The sequence below is a fragment of the Lacticaseibacillus sp. 866-1 genome (assembly GCF_016861825.1).
Classification (GTDB): domain Bacteria; phylum Bacillota; class Bacilli; order Lactobacillales; family Lactobacillaceae; genus Lacticaseibacillus.
In genome coordinates, this window is record NZ_BOLU01000008.1 from 23,454 (window position 1) to 37,493 (window position 14,040).

Here is a 14,040-nt window from a genome sequence, read left to right on the forward strand (position 1 = left end):
CTATCCGTAAAATGAAAGGTATTATTTTAGCTGGGGGTTCAGGTACACGATTGTACCCAATCACCCGTGCAATTTCAAAGCAGTTAATCCCAATCTACGACAAACCGATGATTTATTATCCGATGTCGACGGTGATGTTGGCGGGGATCAAAGATATTATGCTTATTTCGACGCCGAAGGATCTCCCTCGATTCGAGGAACTTTTCGGCGATGGCCACGATATTGGGCTGAACCTTAGCTATAAAGTTCAGGAACATCCAAATGGTCTGGCTGAAGCTTTCATTCTTGCAGCTGACTTTATCGGTGATGACTCTGTTTGCTTAATTCTGGGAGATAATGTTTTTTATGGCGGTGGTTTGTCGAAGATGCTTCAGCGAGCTGCTGCCAAGCCGAAAGGGGCGACCGTCTTCGGCTATCATGTGAACGATCCAGAGCGGTTCGGGGTGGTTGACTTTGACGAGAACATGCATGCCAAGTCCATCGTTGAAAAGCCAACTCATCCGGCGTCTAACTACGCGGTCACGGGACTTTACTTCTACGATAACGATGTTGTGGAGATTGCCAAGCACATTAAGCCTTCTGCACGCGGCGAGCTGGAAATCACTGATGTTAATCAGGAATATCTGCGCCGGGGCGAGCTTGATGTTGAGTTAATGGGTCGTGGCTTTGCTTGGCTCGATACCGGGACGCACGAGTCTTTGCAAACAGCCTCCGCGTTTATTGCGTCGATTCAGCACCGTCAAAACTTGCAGATTTCTAACTTGGAAGAGATTGCTTATCGAATGGGTTACATCACCATCGCACAGGTCGAGAAGCTTGCTCAGCCACTGAAAAAGACCGAGTACGGCCAGTACTTGTTGCAGCTAGTCAAGCGGGAGGAGAACAACAAATGAGTTTAAAAGTGATTCCTACAAAGTTGAAAGACGTCAAAATTGTTGAAACCGACGTATTCTGTGATAATCGTGGGTTCTTTACGGAAACTTGGACCCGGGATAAGTTTGTGAAAGCTGGGATCACCACAGATTTCAACCAAGACAACCAGAGTCTGTCGGCGGAGCCAGGGGTTTTGCGAGGGATGCATTATCAAATGGCGCCATATGCGCAAACCAAGCTGGTACGTGTGGTGACAGGGGTCGTTGAAGACGTGCTCGTGGATATTCGTAAGGGGTCACCGACATATGGGCAGTGGGAAGGCTACATTCTTTCCGAGTTTAACCACCGCCAGCTGTTTGTGCCGAAGGGCTTTGCCCATGGCTTTATTACGTTGACGCCAAATGTCAACTTCTGCTATAAGGTCGAAGGCGTTTACGCGCCTGATGCCGACCGAGGGATCGTGTTTGACGATCCCGATATTGGCATTCAATGGCCGATGCCGACCACGCATCTGATCATGTCTGAAAAGGACACGAAACACCCACAGCTCAAGGATGCCGAGAACAACTTCGTATACGGGGAGATTTAATCATGAAACTCATGGTAACAGGCGGGGCCGGTTTCATCGGCTCAAACTTTGTTCGTTATGTGTACAATAATCACCCGGATGTGCAGATTACTGTTCTGGATAAGCTGACGTATGCCGGAAACAAGGCCAACATCCAAGATCTGCTGGGCGACCGGGTCCAGCTGGTCGTTGGTGACATTTGCGATGCGCCGCTGGTCGACAAGCTGATGAGCCAGGTCGATACCTGCGTTCATTTCGCCGCCGAAAGTCACAACGACAATTCGCTGATCGACCCAAGTCCGTTCCTGCATTCTAATGTGGTTGGCACCTACACGCTGCTGGAAGCCGCACGTAAGTATGACATTCGCTTCCACCACGTTTCGACCGATGAGGTCTATGGCGATCTGCCGCTTCGGGACGACCTGCCTGGCCATGGTGAGGGTAAAGGCGAGAAGTTCACGACTCAGAGTCGGTACAATCCTTCCAGCCCGTATTCATCCACTAAAGCCGCGTCGGACATGCTCGTTCACGGGTGGACTCGTTCCTTCAAAGTTCGTGCGACCATATCGAACTGCTCGAACAACTACGGGCCGTATCAGCATATTGAAAAATTCATCCCGCGTCAGATTACAAATATTTTGAGTGGGATTACACCGAAGCTCTACGGTACAGGTAAAAATGTCCGGGATTGGATCCACACTGAAGATCATTCGCGGGCAATCTGGACAATTTTGACAAAGGGCAAGATTGGTGAGACTTATCTGATTGGGGCTAATGGTGAAAAGGACAATAAGACGGTCCTGGAGCTGATTCTTAAACTGATGGGCAAGTCGCCAGACGATTACGAGCAAGTTAAAGATCGTCCCGGTCACGACCTGCGCTACGCCATTGATTCTACTAAGTTGCGCACTGAGCTTGGCTGGGAGCCGCAGTTTACGGACTTTGAGTCGGGTTTGAAGCACATCATTGATTGGTACACTGAGCATGAAGATTGGTGGCAAGCAGAAAAGGCTGCGGTCGAAGCCAAGTATGCGAAGCAAGGGCAATAACAAAAATAACAAGACGAAGCGCAAGTCGCTTCGTTTTTGTGTGAAAACACGGAGATGAATCTTAATGAAGAAGATTTTAATTACGGGCGCTAATGGCCAGTTGGGTACTGAATTACGGCATATGTTGGACGGCCGCGGGATTGCATACCGCGCGACCGATACCAAGGAATTGGACATTACTGATGCCACAGCGGTGAATGCGTATTTTGCCGATTACAAGCCCGATATTGTGTATCATTGCGCTGCATACACGGCGGTTGATAAGGCAGAGGACGAAGGTAAGGCAATCGATGAGCTGGTCAATGCCAAGGGCACTGAGAACATGGCTAAGGCTGCCGGCGCCAATGATGCAACTCTGATATACATCAGCACGGATTATGTTTTTGATGGCGATAGTAATGAGTTGTACACCGTCGATCACAAGCCCGCTCCACGCAATGAATACGGCCGAACCAAGTACGAAGGCGAGCAGGCCGTTCAAAAGTACGCTAAGAAGTATTACATCATTCGGACCTCTTGGGTGTTCGGTGAATACGGCCACAACTTTGTCTACACGATGCTGAACTTGGCCAAAACCCATGACAAATTGACAGTGGTCAATGATCAGTTTGGGCGGCCGTCATGGACTAAGACCCTTGCGGAGTTCATGTTGTTTGCCGTTGATCACGACCTGGAGTACGGGATTTATCACTTGTCGAACGAGAACAGTTGCAATTGGTATGAATTTGCCAAGGCAATTCTCAAGGACACGGATACTGAGGTTGTGCCGGTCACGAGTGCTGAGTATCCGCAGAAAGCTTGGCGGCCACGGCATTCGATCCTAGATCTGAGCAAGACCGAGGCCACTGGATTTAAGATGCAGACTTGGCAAGAGGCACTTGCTGACTTTATGAAGGTCATTGACGCATAGTCTGGTACTAGCACAGCGTGGAGAACGGCCCTCGGAGTGTATCTCGTTGACCCTACATTCCGAGGGCCGTTTGCGTAACTTCATCCAAGGTAGATTTTCTGAAGAGTAGTTAAGTCTGTCGAAGAAAGCTCGAGTTGAGTCTCTAAATAGTTAGCCCATGAGTTATATTCTCTGGCGATAAGCTCGAACACGGCCTGTATATTGACTTTTTTTGCTGGCAAGGCGCCCATGCTTTCGACCTGATTGCCATGAGTGGAACGGGTCTCTGGGGCTATAATTCCTGAGGATTTTAAGCCAACATTTGATGAAAGATAATCGGCCTGCATCGTTTCTTCAGGGATACCCAAAGCGGCTTCGATGAGCATGGCTGCGACCCCGGTACGATCTTTGCCCGCGGTACAATGAATGAGGACGGATTGATTATCATCAGGATTGTTCAAGAGCAGGCTGAACATGTCTTGGTAGGCCGACTTGGCGTGCGAGTCCGTGAGCATTTTCTTGTACGTGTGCACTACCGGGTCTTCAGGCTTGGCGAAGTGCCGTTTGAGCCGCTGTGAGAAGCTCGCATGGTCGCTGAAAGGCATGACCGGCAGTTGGTAGTAGCGCGCCTCTGGCGGCAAGATATCGGGATGGCGTCTGACCTCATCATCAGTTCGCAGGTCAATGACCTCTTCCACGCCGTAGTCATCTGCCAGTTGCTGGGCGTCTGCTTGGGTCAGCTGGTCCAGCGCGCCAGAGCGTAGTAGTTTGTCTGGCTTGATGGTGCGGCCGTCCTTGGCCCGATAGCCAGCAAAGGTGCGCAGATTGATCGCATGTGGCACTTCAAGAATGTGATTGTTTGTCATGATACCCTCCGCTATGATGCTCCTTCTCATAAAGTACCAGTTTGACTGAACGGGGTCTATGATTGACGGCAAGAAAAAAGGCCGCTTCCTGATGAAGCGGCGCGGCCGATTGAGGTTAATAGGCTTGATTAGGAACGATAATAACTTTAACCGTTTTAAATAAAATAATGATGTCGTTGAGAATGCTGCGGTGACTGATGTATTCCAAGTCGAGGTCAACCATCTGATCAAAGCTCAACCCGTTGCGCCCTGACACCTGCCATAGACCGGTGCAGCCCGGGGCGACCAGGAGTCGCTGTTTATCATACGCCGTGTAAGCGGCGTATTCACGGGGCCAGGCACGGCCGTGGCCCAACCAAGCTCATGTCGCCGCGCAGCACATTGTACAGCTGCGGCAGTTCGTCAAGGCTCGTCTTACGAATGAAGCGGCCGATGCGCGTGATACGAGGATCGTCTTTCATCTTGAACATGGCGCCGGCGATCTCGTTTTGTTCAGTGAGTTTAGCGAGCTTGGACTCTGCGCCGACGCACATCGACCGGAACTTGTACATCCGAAAGCGTTGGCCGTCTTTTCCGATTCGGAATTGGGAGAAGAAAACGGGGCCGGCCGGGTCATCCAGCTTGATGAGAATGGCCAAGATTAAAAAAAGTGGCGATAACAAAACAAGGCCAAGCACGCTGCCGACCACATCCATGGTCCGCTTGACGGCCATGTAGCCATGCTGGCTAGCAAGCGCGGTTGCATCTGGCGCGGTTTGCTCAGCAGCACGGGGCTTCTTTCCTAGATAATTTTCCATGCGTTAACGTTTCCCCCAAACTCTGTTCTGTCTACGACGGCATTGGCGGTTGCACAGAACACAACAAGTATCTTAACATGATTTTAAGAAAGTAGCATTATTAATCGCTCGCAGAGAATGTTTTTTTCTAATCACCCGTAGATAATGTCATTTGGAGCCACTTATTTCCGCAGTTGGATATTTTGGATAGAAATCGCTTTCAAATGTTTCAACTGTCTTCAGACGACGTTATTAGTGGTATAGTAAAATGACGAATATTAGTGGGAGTAGAGTGTATGCGAAAAACTATCGGGGGGTTCATGATCATCGTCATTTCGGTGATCATGATTGCCGGGCTGGCGATAATTGGCAACCAGCGTGAACAAACTGAGCTTGACGCACAATCCGCTGGCTTTAGCCGCATTGGGCGCAATCGCACATCTTCCGCAAAGGTCAAGGCCTCAAATCATTCTGTGAAGGCGAAGACGAAGTTGGCCAAGACAGTGACTTACGCTGCGATGGGTGACGACATCGCAGCGGGGCACTACACGGCGACCGAGAAGGGTGCTTACCCATATCTGGTGGCCGCTGACTTGCGGCAGTCGCAAGGATTTACCGTCACGATGATTGAGTCATGGCAGGCAGGTGCCACCATCGGCACGCGCGGGTTACCGAGCATTGATCAGGTGGCTGAGGGCAAGCCAGATGTTGTCTCGCTTCAGTACGGGAACAATGAACAAACTGCTGCCGGTAGCTCCGCCAGTCTCTATCAGGCGAATCTAACGAAGGCGGTAAGTCAACTGAAGGCGAAGTTGCCGCGGGTCAAGGTTATCTTGATCACGCCGTGGCGGCAGCAGGTAGCTTATCAGCGCGCGGTGCTCGCCGTTGGGAAGGCGACAGGGTCAACGGTCGTTGATATTTCGGCGATTGAGGCCGCAAGCCAGACACACGCTACTGTCAGTACCAAGTCCTGGGCGGGCACGCCTCGAGGCGACTGGCCGAATGACCGCGGCAATGTTGAAATTGCCCATGCAGTCGCTCAAGTAATCAGTAAGCTGTACAAGTAACTGAGGGAGTTAAAGTATGGATGAGAATAAAGCACAAGTGATTCCACAGCGGCCGGCGCATCGGCATCACCATCATCACCGGCACCATCGTCAGTTTCACGTCTGGCGGTGGGTGGCCGGTGTGGTGGCGGCGCTATTGATCATCGCGGCAGGAGGCGCCTATTACGTCTACCACACATTGCATTCTACGGCGAATCACACCTACATTCCGCTACACAACCAGAAACAATCTGCTTCGGCCTTAAACAAGAACAAGCCCATCAGCATTCTTCTCATGGGGACAGATACCGGGGCCTTGGGCCGGACGGAAACCAATGGGCGATCAGACACGATGATCCTCGCCACCTTGAATCCGGCGAAGAAGACGACCACCATGGTCAGTATTCCCCGGGACACGATGGCCCAAATGATCGGCGATGATGGGGTCAATATCCAGAAGATCAACGCGGCTTACAGCATCGGCGGCGCGGATATGGCGGTCAACTCGACCACAGCGCTGATCGGCGTGCCGGTGAATTACTACGCGGTCGTCAACATGGGCGGCCTGGAGAAGATCGTCAACGCCCTGGGTGGCGTGACGGTGACGCCGGCCCTGAGTTTCTCCAATACGGGCTATACCTTCACCAAGGGCAAGGCCACTGAGATGCACGGCAAGGAAGCCTTGGCCTACATTCGGATGCGGTACAACGATCCCAAGGGCGACTACGGCCGGCAGGACCGGGAACGGCAGGTCATCACCGGCATCATCAAGGCAGCGCCGTCTTTGAAGACGCTGACGAAGTTCCAAGAGCTGATGAGTCAGGTCCAAAACAATTTCCGGACGAATCTTCAGTTTGATGACATGGTGGCCTTGTACAGCAAGTATCGTGATGCGGGGCAGACGGTCAAACAGGACCATCTGCAAGGCGTCGGCGCGTATCTGAACGGGTCTTCCTATCAGATTGCGTCGACTAAGGAATTGCAGCGAGTCTCGGACTTGCTCAACAACAGCCTTGACTTGCCAACGGCCACCCTCAATAATGAGGAAACGAAACAGAATGCCTTGAACCCGCACTTTGACTGGCATGCTGGCAACAGCAGCGTCAAGTACACGGTGCAAGGCGCAGATCAGGTGAATTAATCCTGGCGTCACCGTTGGGCGTTTTCCCCGAAGGTGGCGTTTGTGTTGTAGCTGGATCCCAAATGTTTAGGAGAATTCAATGGACGACGAAGTAATTAGTTTAGGCCAGATTTTTGCCATTCTGCGGAAGCACATCATCGCAATTATTGTCGCGACCTGTGCCGGCGGCGTGCTTGCCGCGGCGGTCACTTTCCTGGTGATGCAGCCGAAGTACGAATCCACCGCAATGGTGCTGGTCAACCGCAAGCAGACTACCGCCGCGGGCCAGTACAATGACCTGCAAACCGACCTGCAGATGATCAACACATACAAGGACATCATCACTAAGGACGTGGTGTTGAGTCCGGTGCGCGAGAACCTGCAGAAGAAAGGTGTGGTCGTTGGCAGCACTGGCGAACTGGCCAATGAGATCACTGTCTCGAACAACACGAATTCGCAGGTCATGAGTGTCACCGCCAAGGCGGATGATCCTTACACGGCGCGGGCAATCGTCAATGAAACAGCTGAGGTCTTCCGAAGCAAGATCACCTCGATCATGACCAACGCCAAGAACGTGACGATCATCTCCCGTGGGACGTTGAACAAGAACGCGGTGAGTCCACGCAAGAAGCTGAACATTTTGATTGGGCTGCTGGCTGGGCTCGTGGTCGGCATTCTCTTCGCTTTCCTGCGTGAGTTGACCGATCGCACGGTCAAGGACCCGGCGTTCATCACGGACACCCTGGATCTGCCGCTGCTCGGGACGATCACCGAGGTCGATGAGCACAACATCAAGCTGGGCACCAAGGGACTGCGGCCGACTGGCCGGTCTCGCCGATAGGAGGGCACGCACATGGCATGGTATAATCATAAAAGCAAGAAGCTGCTCGCCAACCAAAGTGTCCGCCAAGGGGTTGCACTCGTCACCGATTACGACCCGACTGGCCGCGTGAGTGAGGAATACCGGACCCTGCGGACCAATATTTCCTTCTCTAAGGCTGGTGGGGCCATCAAGTCGATTGCCGTCACTTCAGACGCGCCGGCGGAAGGGAAGTCCACCGTCAGTGCTAACTTGGCCGTGACTTTTGCGGCGCAGGGGTTAAAAACGATTCTGGTGGATCTCGATATGCGCCGGCCAACGGTCAACGCCACGTTTGGCCTGCAGAACACCAGCGGCTTGGTGACACTGCTGACGGACGAGTCCAATGACCTGGCCGGCCTGCTGCCACTGTACTGCAAGGCGACCAACATCGACGACTTGGCCGTGATGACCTCTGGGCCCACACCGCCGAATCCCTCAGAGCTGCTTGGCTCCGACCAGATGATCGCGCTGCTCAACGAATTGCGCACGCGCTATGACCGGATCATCTTGGACACGCCGCCTCTGATGAGTGTCACAGATGCGCAGATCGTTGCGTCTCACGCCGATGCCACGATTCTCGTGGTGCCTTACGGGATCGCCCAGAAGGCGGCCGTGCTGGACGCAAAGGTGCTCCTGCAGAAGGTCAATGCCAACATCATCGGTGTCGTCATGAACCGGGTGCCTCAGCCAACCGGCTCGGGGTACTACTATTACGCTGGCTATTACAAGTAATCCCATATCAATGCGTCGATGACGCAAAGGAGCTCCGATTGGCCAATTTGACCGTCGGAGCTCTTTTTGACTTTGTCTGTTTACTTGCTTTGCTTAGCTTTGGCCGCGTCCTCTTTTTTGATGCGGTCGGCGAGCCTGAGAATGTAGTCGTGCAGCTCATCCTTGATTTCCGGGTGGGTGAGGCCGTATTCAACGCTGGTTTCCACGAAGCCGAATTTATTGCCGACGTCGTAGCGCTTGCCCTTGAACTCGTGCGCAAACACGCGCTGCGTCTGGTTCAGTGTATCAATGGCGTCGGTCAGCTGGACTTCGTTGCTTTTACCCGGCTTCTGGTGCTCCAGAATGCTAAAAATCTCCGGCGTCAGCAGGTAGCGGCCGATGATGGCCAAGTCACTTGGTGCATCGTCAACAGATGGCTTTTCAACGAACTTGCGGACGTTGTACAGGCCCTCAGACACTTCGGCCTCAGGGTCGATGACCCCGTAGGCCGACACCTCCTGGTGAGGGACGCGCTTGACGGCGAGGATCGAGGCGTGGGTGCGCTCGTACTCGTTGATCAGCTGCTGGGTGAGCGGCACCTTGTCCATCATGAGGTCATCGCCCAGCATGACCACAAACGGCTCGTCGTTGACGAAAGACTTCGCCAGGCGAACCGCATCGCCCAAGCCCTTGGGGTGGGTCTGACGCACGTAGAAGAGGTTAACGCCCATGTCGGTGGTCGAGCGGACCAGGTTCAGCATCGCCGTCTTGCCTTTTTCCTGAAGGTTCTGTTCAAGCTCGGGATTGGAGTCAAAATGGTCCTCAATACTGCGCTTGTTCTTGCCTTCAACGATCAAAATGTCGGTGATCCCACTAGCCTTGGCCTCTTCAACGATAAACTGGATCGTCGGCTTGTCGACGATCGGAAGCATTTCCTTGGCCAGCGCCTTGGTGGCGGGTAGGAAGCGGGTGCCGAGCCCGGCTGCCGGGATAACTGCTTTTCTTACTTTCACGAGATTCCTCCTTGATAATTCGGTTGTTTAATACTCTCATTATACCCATGGCTGGGCGAAAACGATACCTCGGACGTTTTGGGGTTCAGCAGTGTCACATGCCGATGGGCCAAGTCCGCCAGCACCGCGGGTTGAGTACATTGCCAGGGTAAGCTTATAATGTTGACCTAATAAGTGTTTAAGGTAGGAGGACCATTTGCGAAAAGAACAAACACGGGCTGGCCATTTGGCAGCGCTGTTCACGATTCTGCTGTGGGGGACGACTTATATCGCGACCAAGGTGCTGCTGCGGCATTTTGGCCCGCTCGAGATCTTGCTCACGCGGTTTGTGATTGGTTATTTGACGCTGCTCATGATGCGGCCCGGCCGCGTGAGACTAGCGCGGCCAAAGCAGGAATGGCTGTTTGTTTTTGCCGGGCTCAGCGGCATTACCTTATACTACCTGCTAGAAAACTTAGCGCTGACCCAAACCACCGCCAGCAACGTGGGCATCATCGTCACGATCTCCCCGTTTTTCATGGCGCTGCTGACGGTCCTCTTTCTGCACGCCAAGTGCCCTAACCGCTGGTTTTACATTGGATTTGTGGTGGCGATGAGCGGCGTGATTCTGGTCAGCGACCACAGTGAAGCCGCGATGGCCGGTCATTGGCTGGGGGACGCACTGGCCGTTCTGGCCGCGCTGGTCTGGGCCGTTTATTCGCTCCTGACGGCCAAAATTGGGACGCTGGATGTGAATTTGATTCAGGCCACCCGCCACACGTTTTTCTATGGAATCTTGTTTATGCTGCCGCTGACGTGGCTGTTTGGCTTCAAGCTGGATTGGCATGAGCTGGTGCAGCCGGTCAATCTGAGCAACTTCCTGTTTCTGGGCATCGGCGCCTGTGCCCTGTGCTTTGTGACCTGGAGCTTCGCGGTGAAGCGGCTGGGGACGGTGCGGACCAGTGTTTACATGTACCTAGTACCCGTGATCACGTTGGGCTTTTCCGTGTGGCTCCTGCACGAGCCGCTCACACCGCTGATCATGCTGGGGGCCGCACTAACGCTGGTGGGCCTGTGGCTGTCCGGAAAAGCAGCCTAGCGCTGGTTAGCAAAAGACCCATGGCAGCATTGCCATGGGCCTTGGCTAAAATTCAGGCTGTTTCACGTGAAACGGGAGGGCAGGTCAAACCAAGCCGTTGCGCTTTAAAGCCCAAACGCCGGGTCGTATTCAAGCCGGCCGGACACGTTGTCCAGGCCGCCTTCGCGGATCGGCTTGATCATGAATTCGGCGCCTGTGAAGGGACCGGTAATGTCATACTGACTAGCCGGCAGGTAACCGAAGCGGCCGTAAAATTTGGGGTCGCCAAGGATGCTGATGGCCATGCGCTCGTCTTCGCCGGCCTGCATTTCCAGGTATTTGATGAGGTTGCTGCCCACGCTTTGGTGCTGGTAGGCAGGCAACACGGCCAGCGGGGCCAGGACAAACACCGGCCAAGTTTGCGCGTCGCTGATGATTTTGGCCTGGGACAGCAAGGCACTGCCGATCACGGCACCGTCGTCGCTGGTGGCAATGACATCGTAGTCGGGATCGTAGGTGGGACTTTTGCGCAGCTTGGCGACCAGCTCGGCTTCGTGGCCATCGGTGTGGGCAGCGCCGGCAAAGGCCTGTTTGATGACGTCAAGGCTGGCGTCAAACTGGTTTGGGGTAATTGGTTTGATTTTCATGGTAAAGCTCCTTTTTAAAAATTACGCGGCGAACAGCATGGCGACCAGGGTCCCAGCGGCGAGGACGAAGCCCCAGGGAATCAGGCGCTTGTAGACTGGCTGTAGGTCGCGCTTCAGGGCAAGGGACAAACAGAGCGCGCCGACCGGAGGGAAGATCAAGGCGAGCCAGCCGATTCGGTGCAGCCACTGCAAGCCCAGCTGAGGAATGAGGTAGCCCACCGCAAGCAGCAGGATGAGCACCCAGTCAGGCGCAGTGGTGCGGTCAGGTTTAGCCATGGTTTGTGCCTTCTTTCTAGTGACAAGCGTAGCACATCAAGTCGCCGTGGCGGGTCTTGAATAAAAAAGTGGCATCGTTTTCACGATTTCTGGGTTACACTGATCATGTCCGCTGGCAGCCTTTGGTGACCAGCGGTGAGCCAGAAAGGAGTTTTTAACTTGGCATTTGATGATCACTTTTTGTGGGGCGGCGCTACTGCCGCCAACCAGTACGAAGGCGGCTACCGCGATGGTGGCAAAGGCCTGAGCACCGCTGATGTGATGACTGCTGGGGCTTACGACAAGCCGCGCCGGGTCACCTGGAAGAACCCGGTGACCGGCGAAACCGGCGCCACCGCGATGCAGTTTGGCCAGGATGGCCAGCAGGTCCCAGAAGGCACCGAGCCGGCAGTATTACCCGGGGAATATTACCCGAGCCACGTGGCGACGGACTTTTATCACCATTATCAGGAAGACATTAAGCTGATGAGCGAAATGGGCTTTAAGGTGTTCCGCCTCAGCATCAACTGGGCGCGGATTTTCCCGAACGGGGATGACAAAGAGCCTAATGAGGCCGGCCTGGCCTTTTACGATCACGTCTTTGATGAATGCAAAAAGCATGACATCGAGCCGCTGGTGACGCTGTCGCACTACGAGACGCCGCTGCACCTTGCGATTAAGTACAACGGCTGGGCGAGCCGAAAGCTGATCGACTTCTTCGTGAAGTACGCCACGACCGTCATCGAGCGCTATAAGGGCAAGGTCCACTACTATTTGACCTTCAACGAGATCAACATGATCGACATGAGCGGCTATATCGGCGGCGGCATCATCAACGCCACCGAGCAGACCAGGGCGCAGGGCGCACATAACCAGTTTGTCGCCAGTGCCCTGACGGTGCGGGTGGCCCACAAGATCGATCCGGATGTCAAAATCGGCCAGATGCTGGCCTACAGTCCGCTGTATGCGTTGACCGCTGACCCGAACGATCAGCTCAAGGCGCAGGTCGACATGCAGGACACCTACTTCTTCTCTGATGTGCAAACTGGTGGCCACTATCCGGCTTACCGCCTGAAGAAGTACGCCCGCGACGGCATTAAGCTGGATGACACCCCAGAAGATTACGAGTTGCTGGCGCATTACCCGGCCGATTTTCTCAGTTTCTCCTGTTACGGCTCCAACACCGTTACCACACACAAGACCGAGGGCAGCGACGCCGGCAACTTTATGATGGGTGTCAAGAATCCGTACCTGAAGACGAACGCCTGGGGCTGGGCAACCGACCCGCAGGTGCTGCGCATTGCGCTGAACAACCTGTACGATCGCTATCACAAGCCGCTGTGGGTCGTTGAAAACGGCATTGGCTGGGCCGATGAGCTCACCGCCGATGGGAAGATCCACGACAGCTACCGCATCGAGTACCTGCAGCAGAACATTGCCGCCATGCGCGACGCCGTGACGCTCGATGGGGTCGATTTGATGGGCTACACGATGTGGGGCTGCATCGACCTGGTCTCCGCCGGTACCGGCGAGATGAAAAAGCGGTACGGCTTTGTCTATGTCGACCGCGACGACCAGGGCAACGGCACGCTGAATCGCACGCCGAAGGATTCGTTCTACTGGTACAAAAAAGTCATCGCCACCAATGGCGAAGATCTCAGCAACAACTAGTTTTAACTGGGCCACTGACACGGATCGTGCCGGCGGCCTTTTTTGGTTTGAATGGCGCAAAAAAGCCCAACCGCTGGCGCGGCTGGGCTTAGTGGCAACTTCAGACGAGCGGTTCGTAAACCAGCTCGACCAGGTTCTTGTGCGACGCGATGTTGATGCCGGAAATCGGCTGGTCGAGGATCTTCTGGTACTCGTCCAGCACATCGTTAGGCAGGGGCGTTTGCAGGTGCAGGTCGTCGATCACGTCGCTCGAGGTGTCGGTGGTACTGAGGTCGGTGAAGAGGTCAATCTTGCTCATGCAGTCGAAAAGCAGGTCGCTCAGCTGCGATTGCGGCTTGCCGTTGCCGTCAATGATCACGACTTGCGAGTGGTTCAGCGGTTGGTGCTCAATCTGGAGCATTTTGATGGCGTGATAAACATCCACAGTTTTCACCTCACTATTGTTACCCCGATTGTAGGCATTCTACCTGGAAAATACAACGGCGAAACTGGGGGCAGGGGCGGAGGATGGTCTCCGGCGGGATTCGACTGGCGACGCGAAGCTAGAGCAGTGGCCACCGCTTCGAGCCTCGCAAGCGAGTCTCTCAGTCGGGGCAAATTGTAGGCGACAAGTCGCCAACAATTTCTTCACTGCTGA

15 protein-coding genes and 1 pseudogene are annotated in these 14,040 nt (G+C 54.1%); 10 read left to right on the forward strand and 6 right to left on the reverse strand.

The window, feature by feature from the left end:
• The first annotated feature begins 11 nt into the window (after nt 1-11).
• From rfbA to rfbD, 4 genes are all read left to right on the forward strand, one after another.
• Entirely contained in the window at nt 12-893 is an 882-nt protein-coding gene (rfbA, locus tag JUE30_RS03780) for a glucose-1-phosphate thymidylyltransferase RfbA (protein WP_203623694.1), read from the forward strand.
• Nucleotides 890-1,462, forward strand: coding sequence for a dTDP-4-dehydrorhamnose 3,5-epimerase (gene rfbC / locus JUE30_RS03785; protein WP_203623695.1), 573 nt, complete (start codon nt 890-892; stop codon nt 1,460-1,462). Before rfbA ends, rfbC begins: the two co-directional genes overlap by 4 nt.
• A gap of 2 nt (nt 1,463-1,464) precedes the next feature.
• A complete protein-coding gene (rfbB, locus tag JUE30_RS03790; RefSeq protein WP_203623696.1) occupies nt 1,465-2,490 on the forward strand; it encodes a dTDP-glucose 4,6-dehydratase in 1,026 nt (341 codons plus the stop codon).
• Between the two features lie 64 nt (nt 2,491-2,554).
• Nucleotides 2,555-3,400 carry a dTDP-4-dehydrorhamnose reductase gene (rfbD, locus tag JUE30_RS03795; protein WP_203623697.1) on the forward strand — a complete coding sequence of 282 codons (846 nt, stop codon included), beginning with the start codon at nt 2,555-2,557 and terminating at the stop codon, nt 3,398-3,400.
• An 80-nt stretch (nt 3,401-3,480) separates the two neighbouring features.
• Here the strand turns inward: rfbD and JUE30_RS03800 are convergent, their stop codons facing one another.
• Nucleotides 3,481-4,245 carry a tyrosine-protein phosphatase gene (locus JUE30_RS03800; protein ID WP_203623698.1) on the reverse strand — a complete coding sequence of 255 codons (765 nt, stop codon included), beginning with the start codon at nt 4,243-4,245 and terminating at the stop codon, nt 3,481-3,483.
• A 115-nt stretch (nt 4,246-4,360) separates the two neighbouring features.
• Nucleotides 4,361-4,958 (reverse strand): annotated as a pseudogene (locus tag JUE30_RS03805) (sugar transferase).
• Between the two features lie 359 nt (nt 4,959-5,317).
• Between JUE30_RS03805 and JUE30_RS03810 the strand changes: the two are divergent.
• The 4 genes from JUE30_RS03810 to JUE30_RS03825 all read left to right on the forward strand — a co-directional run bounded on the left by JUE30_RS03810 (nt 5,318) and on the right by JUE30_RS03825 (nt 8,781).
• Nucleotides 5,318-6,088: an SGNH/GDSL hydrolase family protein gene (locus JUE30_RS03810; protein ID WP_203623699.1), complete on the forward strand. Its 771-nt coding sequence runs from the start codon at nt 5,318-5,320 to the stop codon at nt 6,086-6,088.
• Nucleotides 6,089-6,104: 16 nt separating this feature from the next.
• Nucleotides 6,105-7,208, forward strand: coding sequence for an LCP family protein (locus tag JUE30_RS03815; RefSeq protein ID WP_203623700.1), 1,104 nt, complete (start codon nt 6,105-6,107; stop codon nt 7,206-7,208).
• 79 nt (nt 7,209-7,287) lie between these two features.
• The gene (locus JUE30_RS03820) at nt 7,288-8,028 is read left to right on the forward strand and encodes a YveK family protein (RefSeq protein WP_203623701.1); all 741 of its coding nucleotides are present in this window, start codon (nt 7,288-7,290) and stop codon (nt 8,026-8,028) included.
• Nucleotides 8,029-8,040: 12 nt separating this feature from the next.
• Complete coding sequence (locus JUE30_RS03825) at nt 8,041-8,781, forward strand: CpsD/CapB family tyrosine-protein kinase (RefSeq protein WP_203623702.1); 741 nt, start codon at nt 8,041-8,043, stop codon at nt 8,779-8,781.
• Nucleotides 8,782-8,861: 80 nt separating this feature from the next.
• On the opposite strand, the gene galU is transcribed toward JUE30_RS03825, so the two are convergent.
• On the reverse strand, nt 8,862-9,773 hold the full coding sequence (gene galU, locus JUE30_RS03830) for a UTP--glucose-1-phosphate uridylyltransferase GalU (RefSeq protein WP_203623703.1): 912 nt from the start codon (nt 9,771-9,773) through the stop codon (nt 8,862-8,864).
• A gap of 196 nt (nt 9,774-9,969) precedes the next feature.
• Here galU and JUE30_RS03835 point away from each other — a divergent pair, with 196 nt between their 5' ends.
• A complete protein-coding gene (locus JUE30_RS03835; RefSeq protein ID WP_203623704.1) occupies nt 9,970-10,851 on the forward strand; it encodes a DMT family transporter in 882 nt (293 codons plus the stop codon).
• A gap of 104 nt (nt 10,852-10,955) precedes the next feature.
• On the opposite strand, the gene JUE30_RS03840 is transcribed toward JUE30_RS03835, so the two are convergent.
• Nucleotides 10,956-11,477: a GNAT family N-acetyltransferase gene (locus JUE30_RS03840; RefSeq protein WP_203623705.1), complete on the reverse strand. Its 522-nt coding sequence runs from the start codon at nt 11,475-11,477 to the stop codon at nt 10,956-10,958.
• Between the two features lie 21 nt (nt 11,478-11,498).
• Complete coding sequence (locus JUE30_RS03845) at nt 11,499-11,753, reverse strand: hypothetical protein (RefSeq protein ID WP_203623706.1); 255 nt, start codon at nt 11,751-11,753, stop codon at nt 11,499-11,501.
• Nucleotides 11,754-11,912: 159 nt separating this feature from the next.
• Between JUE30_RS03845 and JUE30_RS03850 the strand changes: the two genes are divergently transcribed.
• Nucleotides 11,913-13,403 carry a glycoside hydrolase family 1 protein gene (locus JUE30_RS03850; protein ID WP_203623707.1) on the forward strand — a complete coding sequence of 497 codons (1,491 nt, stop codon included), beginning with the start codon at nt 11,913-11,915 and terminating at the stop codon, nt 13,401-13,403.
• Between the two features lie 100 nt (nt 13,404-13,503).
• Here JUE30_RS03850 and JUE30_RS03855 read toward each other — a convergent pair whose 3' ends face one another.
• Nucleotides 13,504-13,803 carry a hypothetical protein gene (locus JUE30_RS03855; RefSeq protein WP_374706432.1) on the reverse strand — a complete coding sequence of 100 codons (300 nt, stop codon included), beginning with the start codon at nt 13,801-13,803 and terminating at the stop codon, nt 13,504-13,506.
• Nucleotides 13,804-14,040: the final 237 nt, after the last annotated feature.

Bases quoted from the DNA above. Each gene is read 5' to 3' on its own strand.
- JUE30_RS03840 (WP_203623705.1), bottom strand. From the start codon at position 11,477: ATGAAAATCAAACCAATTACCCCAAACCAGTTTGACGCCAGCCTTGAC.
- JUE30_RS03855 (WP_374706432.1), bottom strand. From the start codon at position 13,803: ATGCTCCAGATTGAGCACCAACCGCTGAACCACTCGCAAGTCGTGATC.
- JUE30_RS03845 (WP_203623706.1), bottom strand. From the start codon at position 11,753: ATGGCTAAACCTGACCGCACCACTGCGCCTGACTGGGTGCTCATCCTG.
- JUE30_RS03800 (WP_203623698.1), bottom strand. From the start codon at position 4,245: ATGACAAACAATCACATTCTTGAAGTGCCACATGCGATCAATCTGCGC.
- rfbD (WP_203623697.1), top strand. From the start codon at position 2,555: ATGAAGAAGATTTTAATTACGGGCGCTAATGGCCAGTTGGGTACTGAA.
- rfbB (WP_203623696.1), top strand. From the start codon at position 1,465: ATGAAACTCATGGTAACAGGCGGGGCCGGTTTCATCGGCTCAAACTTT.
- JUE30_RS03825 (WP_203623702.1), top strand. From the start codon at position 8,041: ATGGCATGGTATAATCATAAAAGCAAGAAGCTGCTCGCCAACCAAAGT.
- rfbA (WP_203623694.1), top strand. From the start codon at position 12: ATGAAAGGTATTATTTTAGCTGGGGGTTCAGGTACACGATTGTACCCA.
- rfbC (WP_203623695.1), top strand. From the start codon at position 890: ATGAGTTTAAAAGTGATTCCTACAAAGTTGAAAGACGTCAAAATTGTT.
- JUE30_RS03820 (WP_203623701.1), top strand. From the start codon at position 7,288: ATGGACGACGAAGTAATTAGTTTAGGCCAGATTTTTGCCATTCTGCGG.
- JUE30_RS03815 (WP_203623700.1), top strand. From the start codon at position 6,105: ATGGATGAGAATAAAGCACAAGTGATTCCACAGCGGCCGGCGCATCGG.
- JUE30_RS03810 (WP_203623699.1), top strand. From the start codon at position 5,318: ATGCGAAAAACTATCGGGGGGTTCATGATCATCGTCATTTCGGTGATC.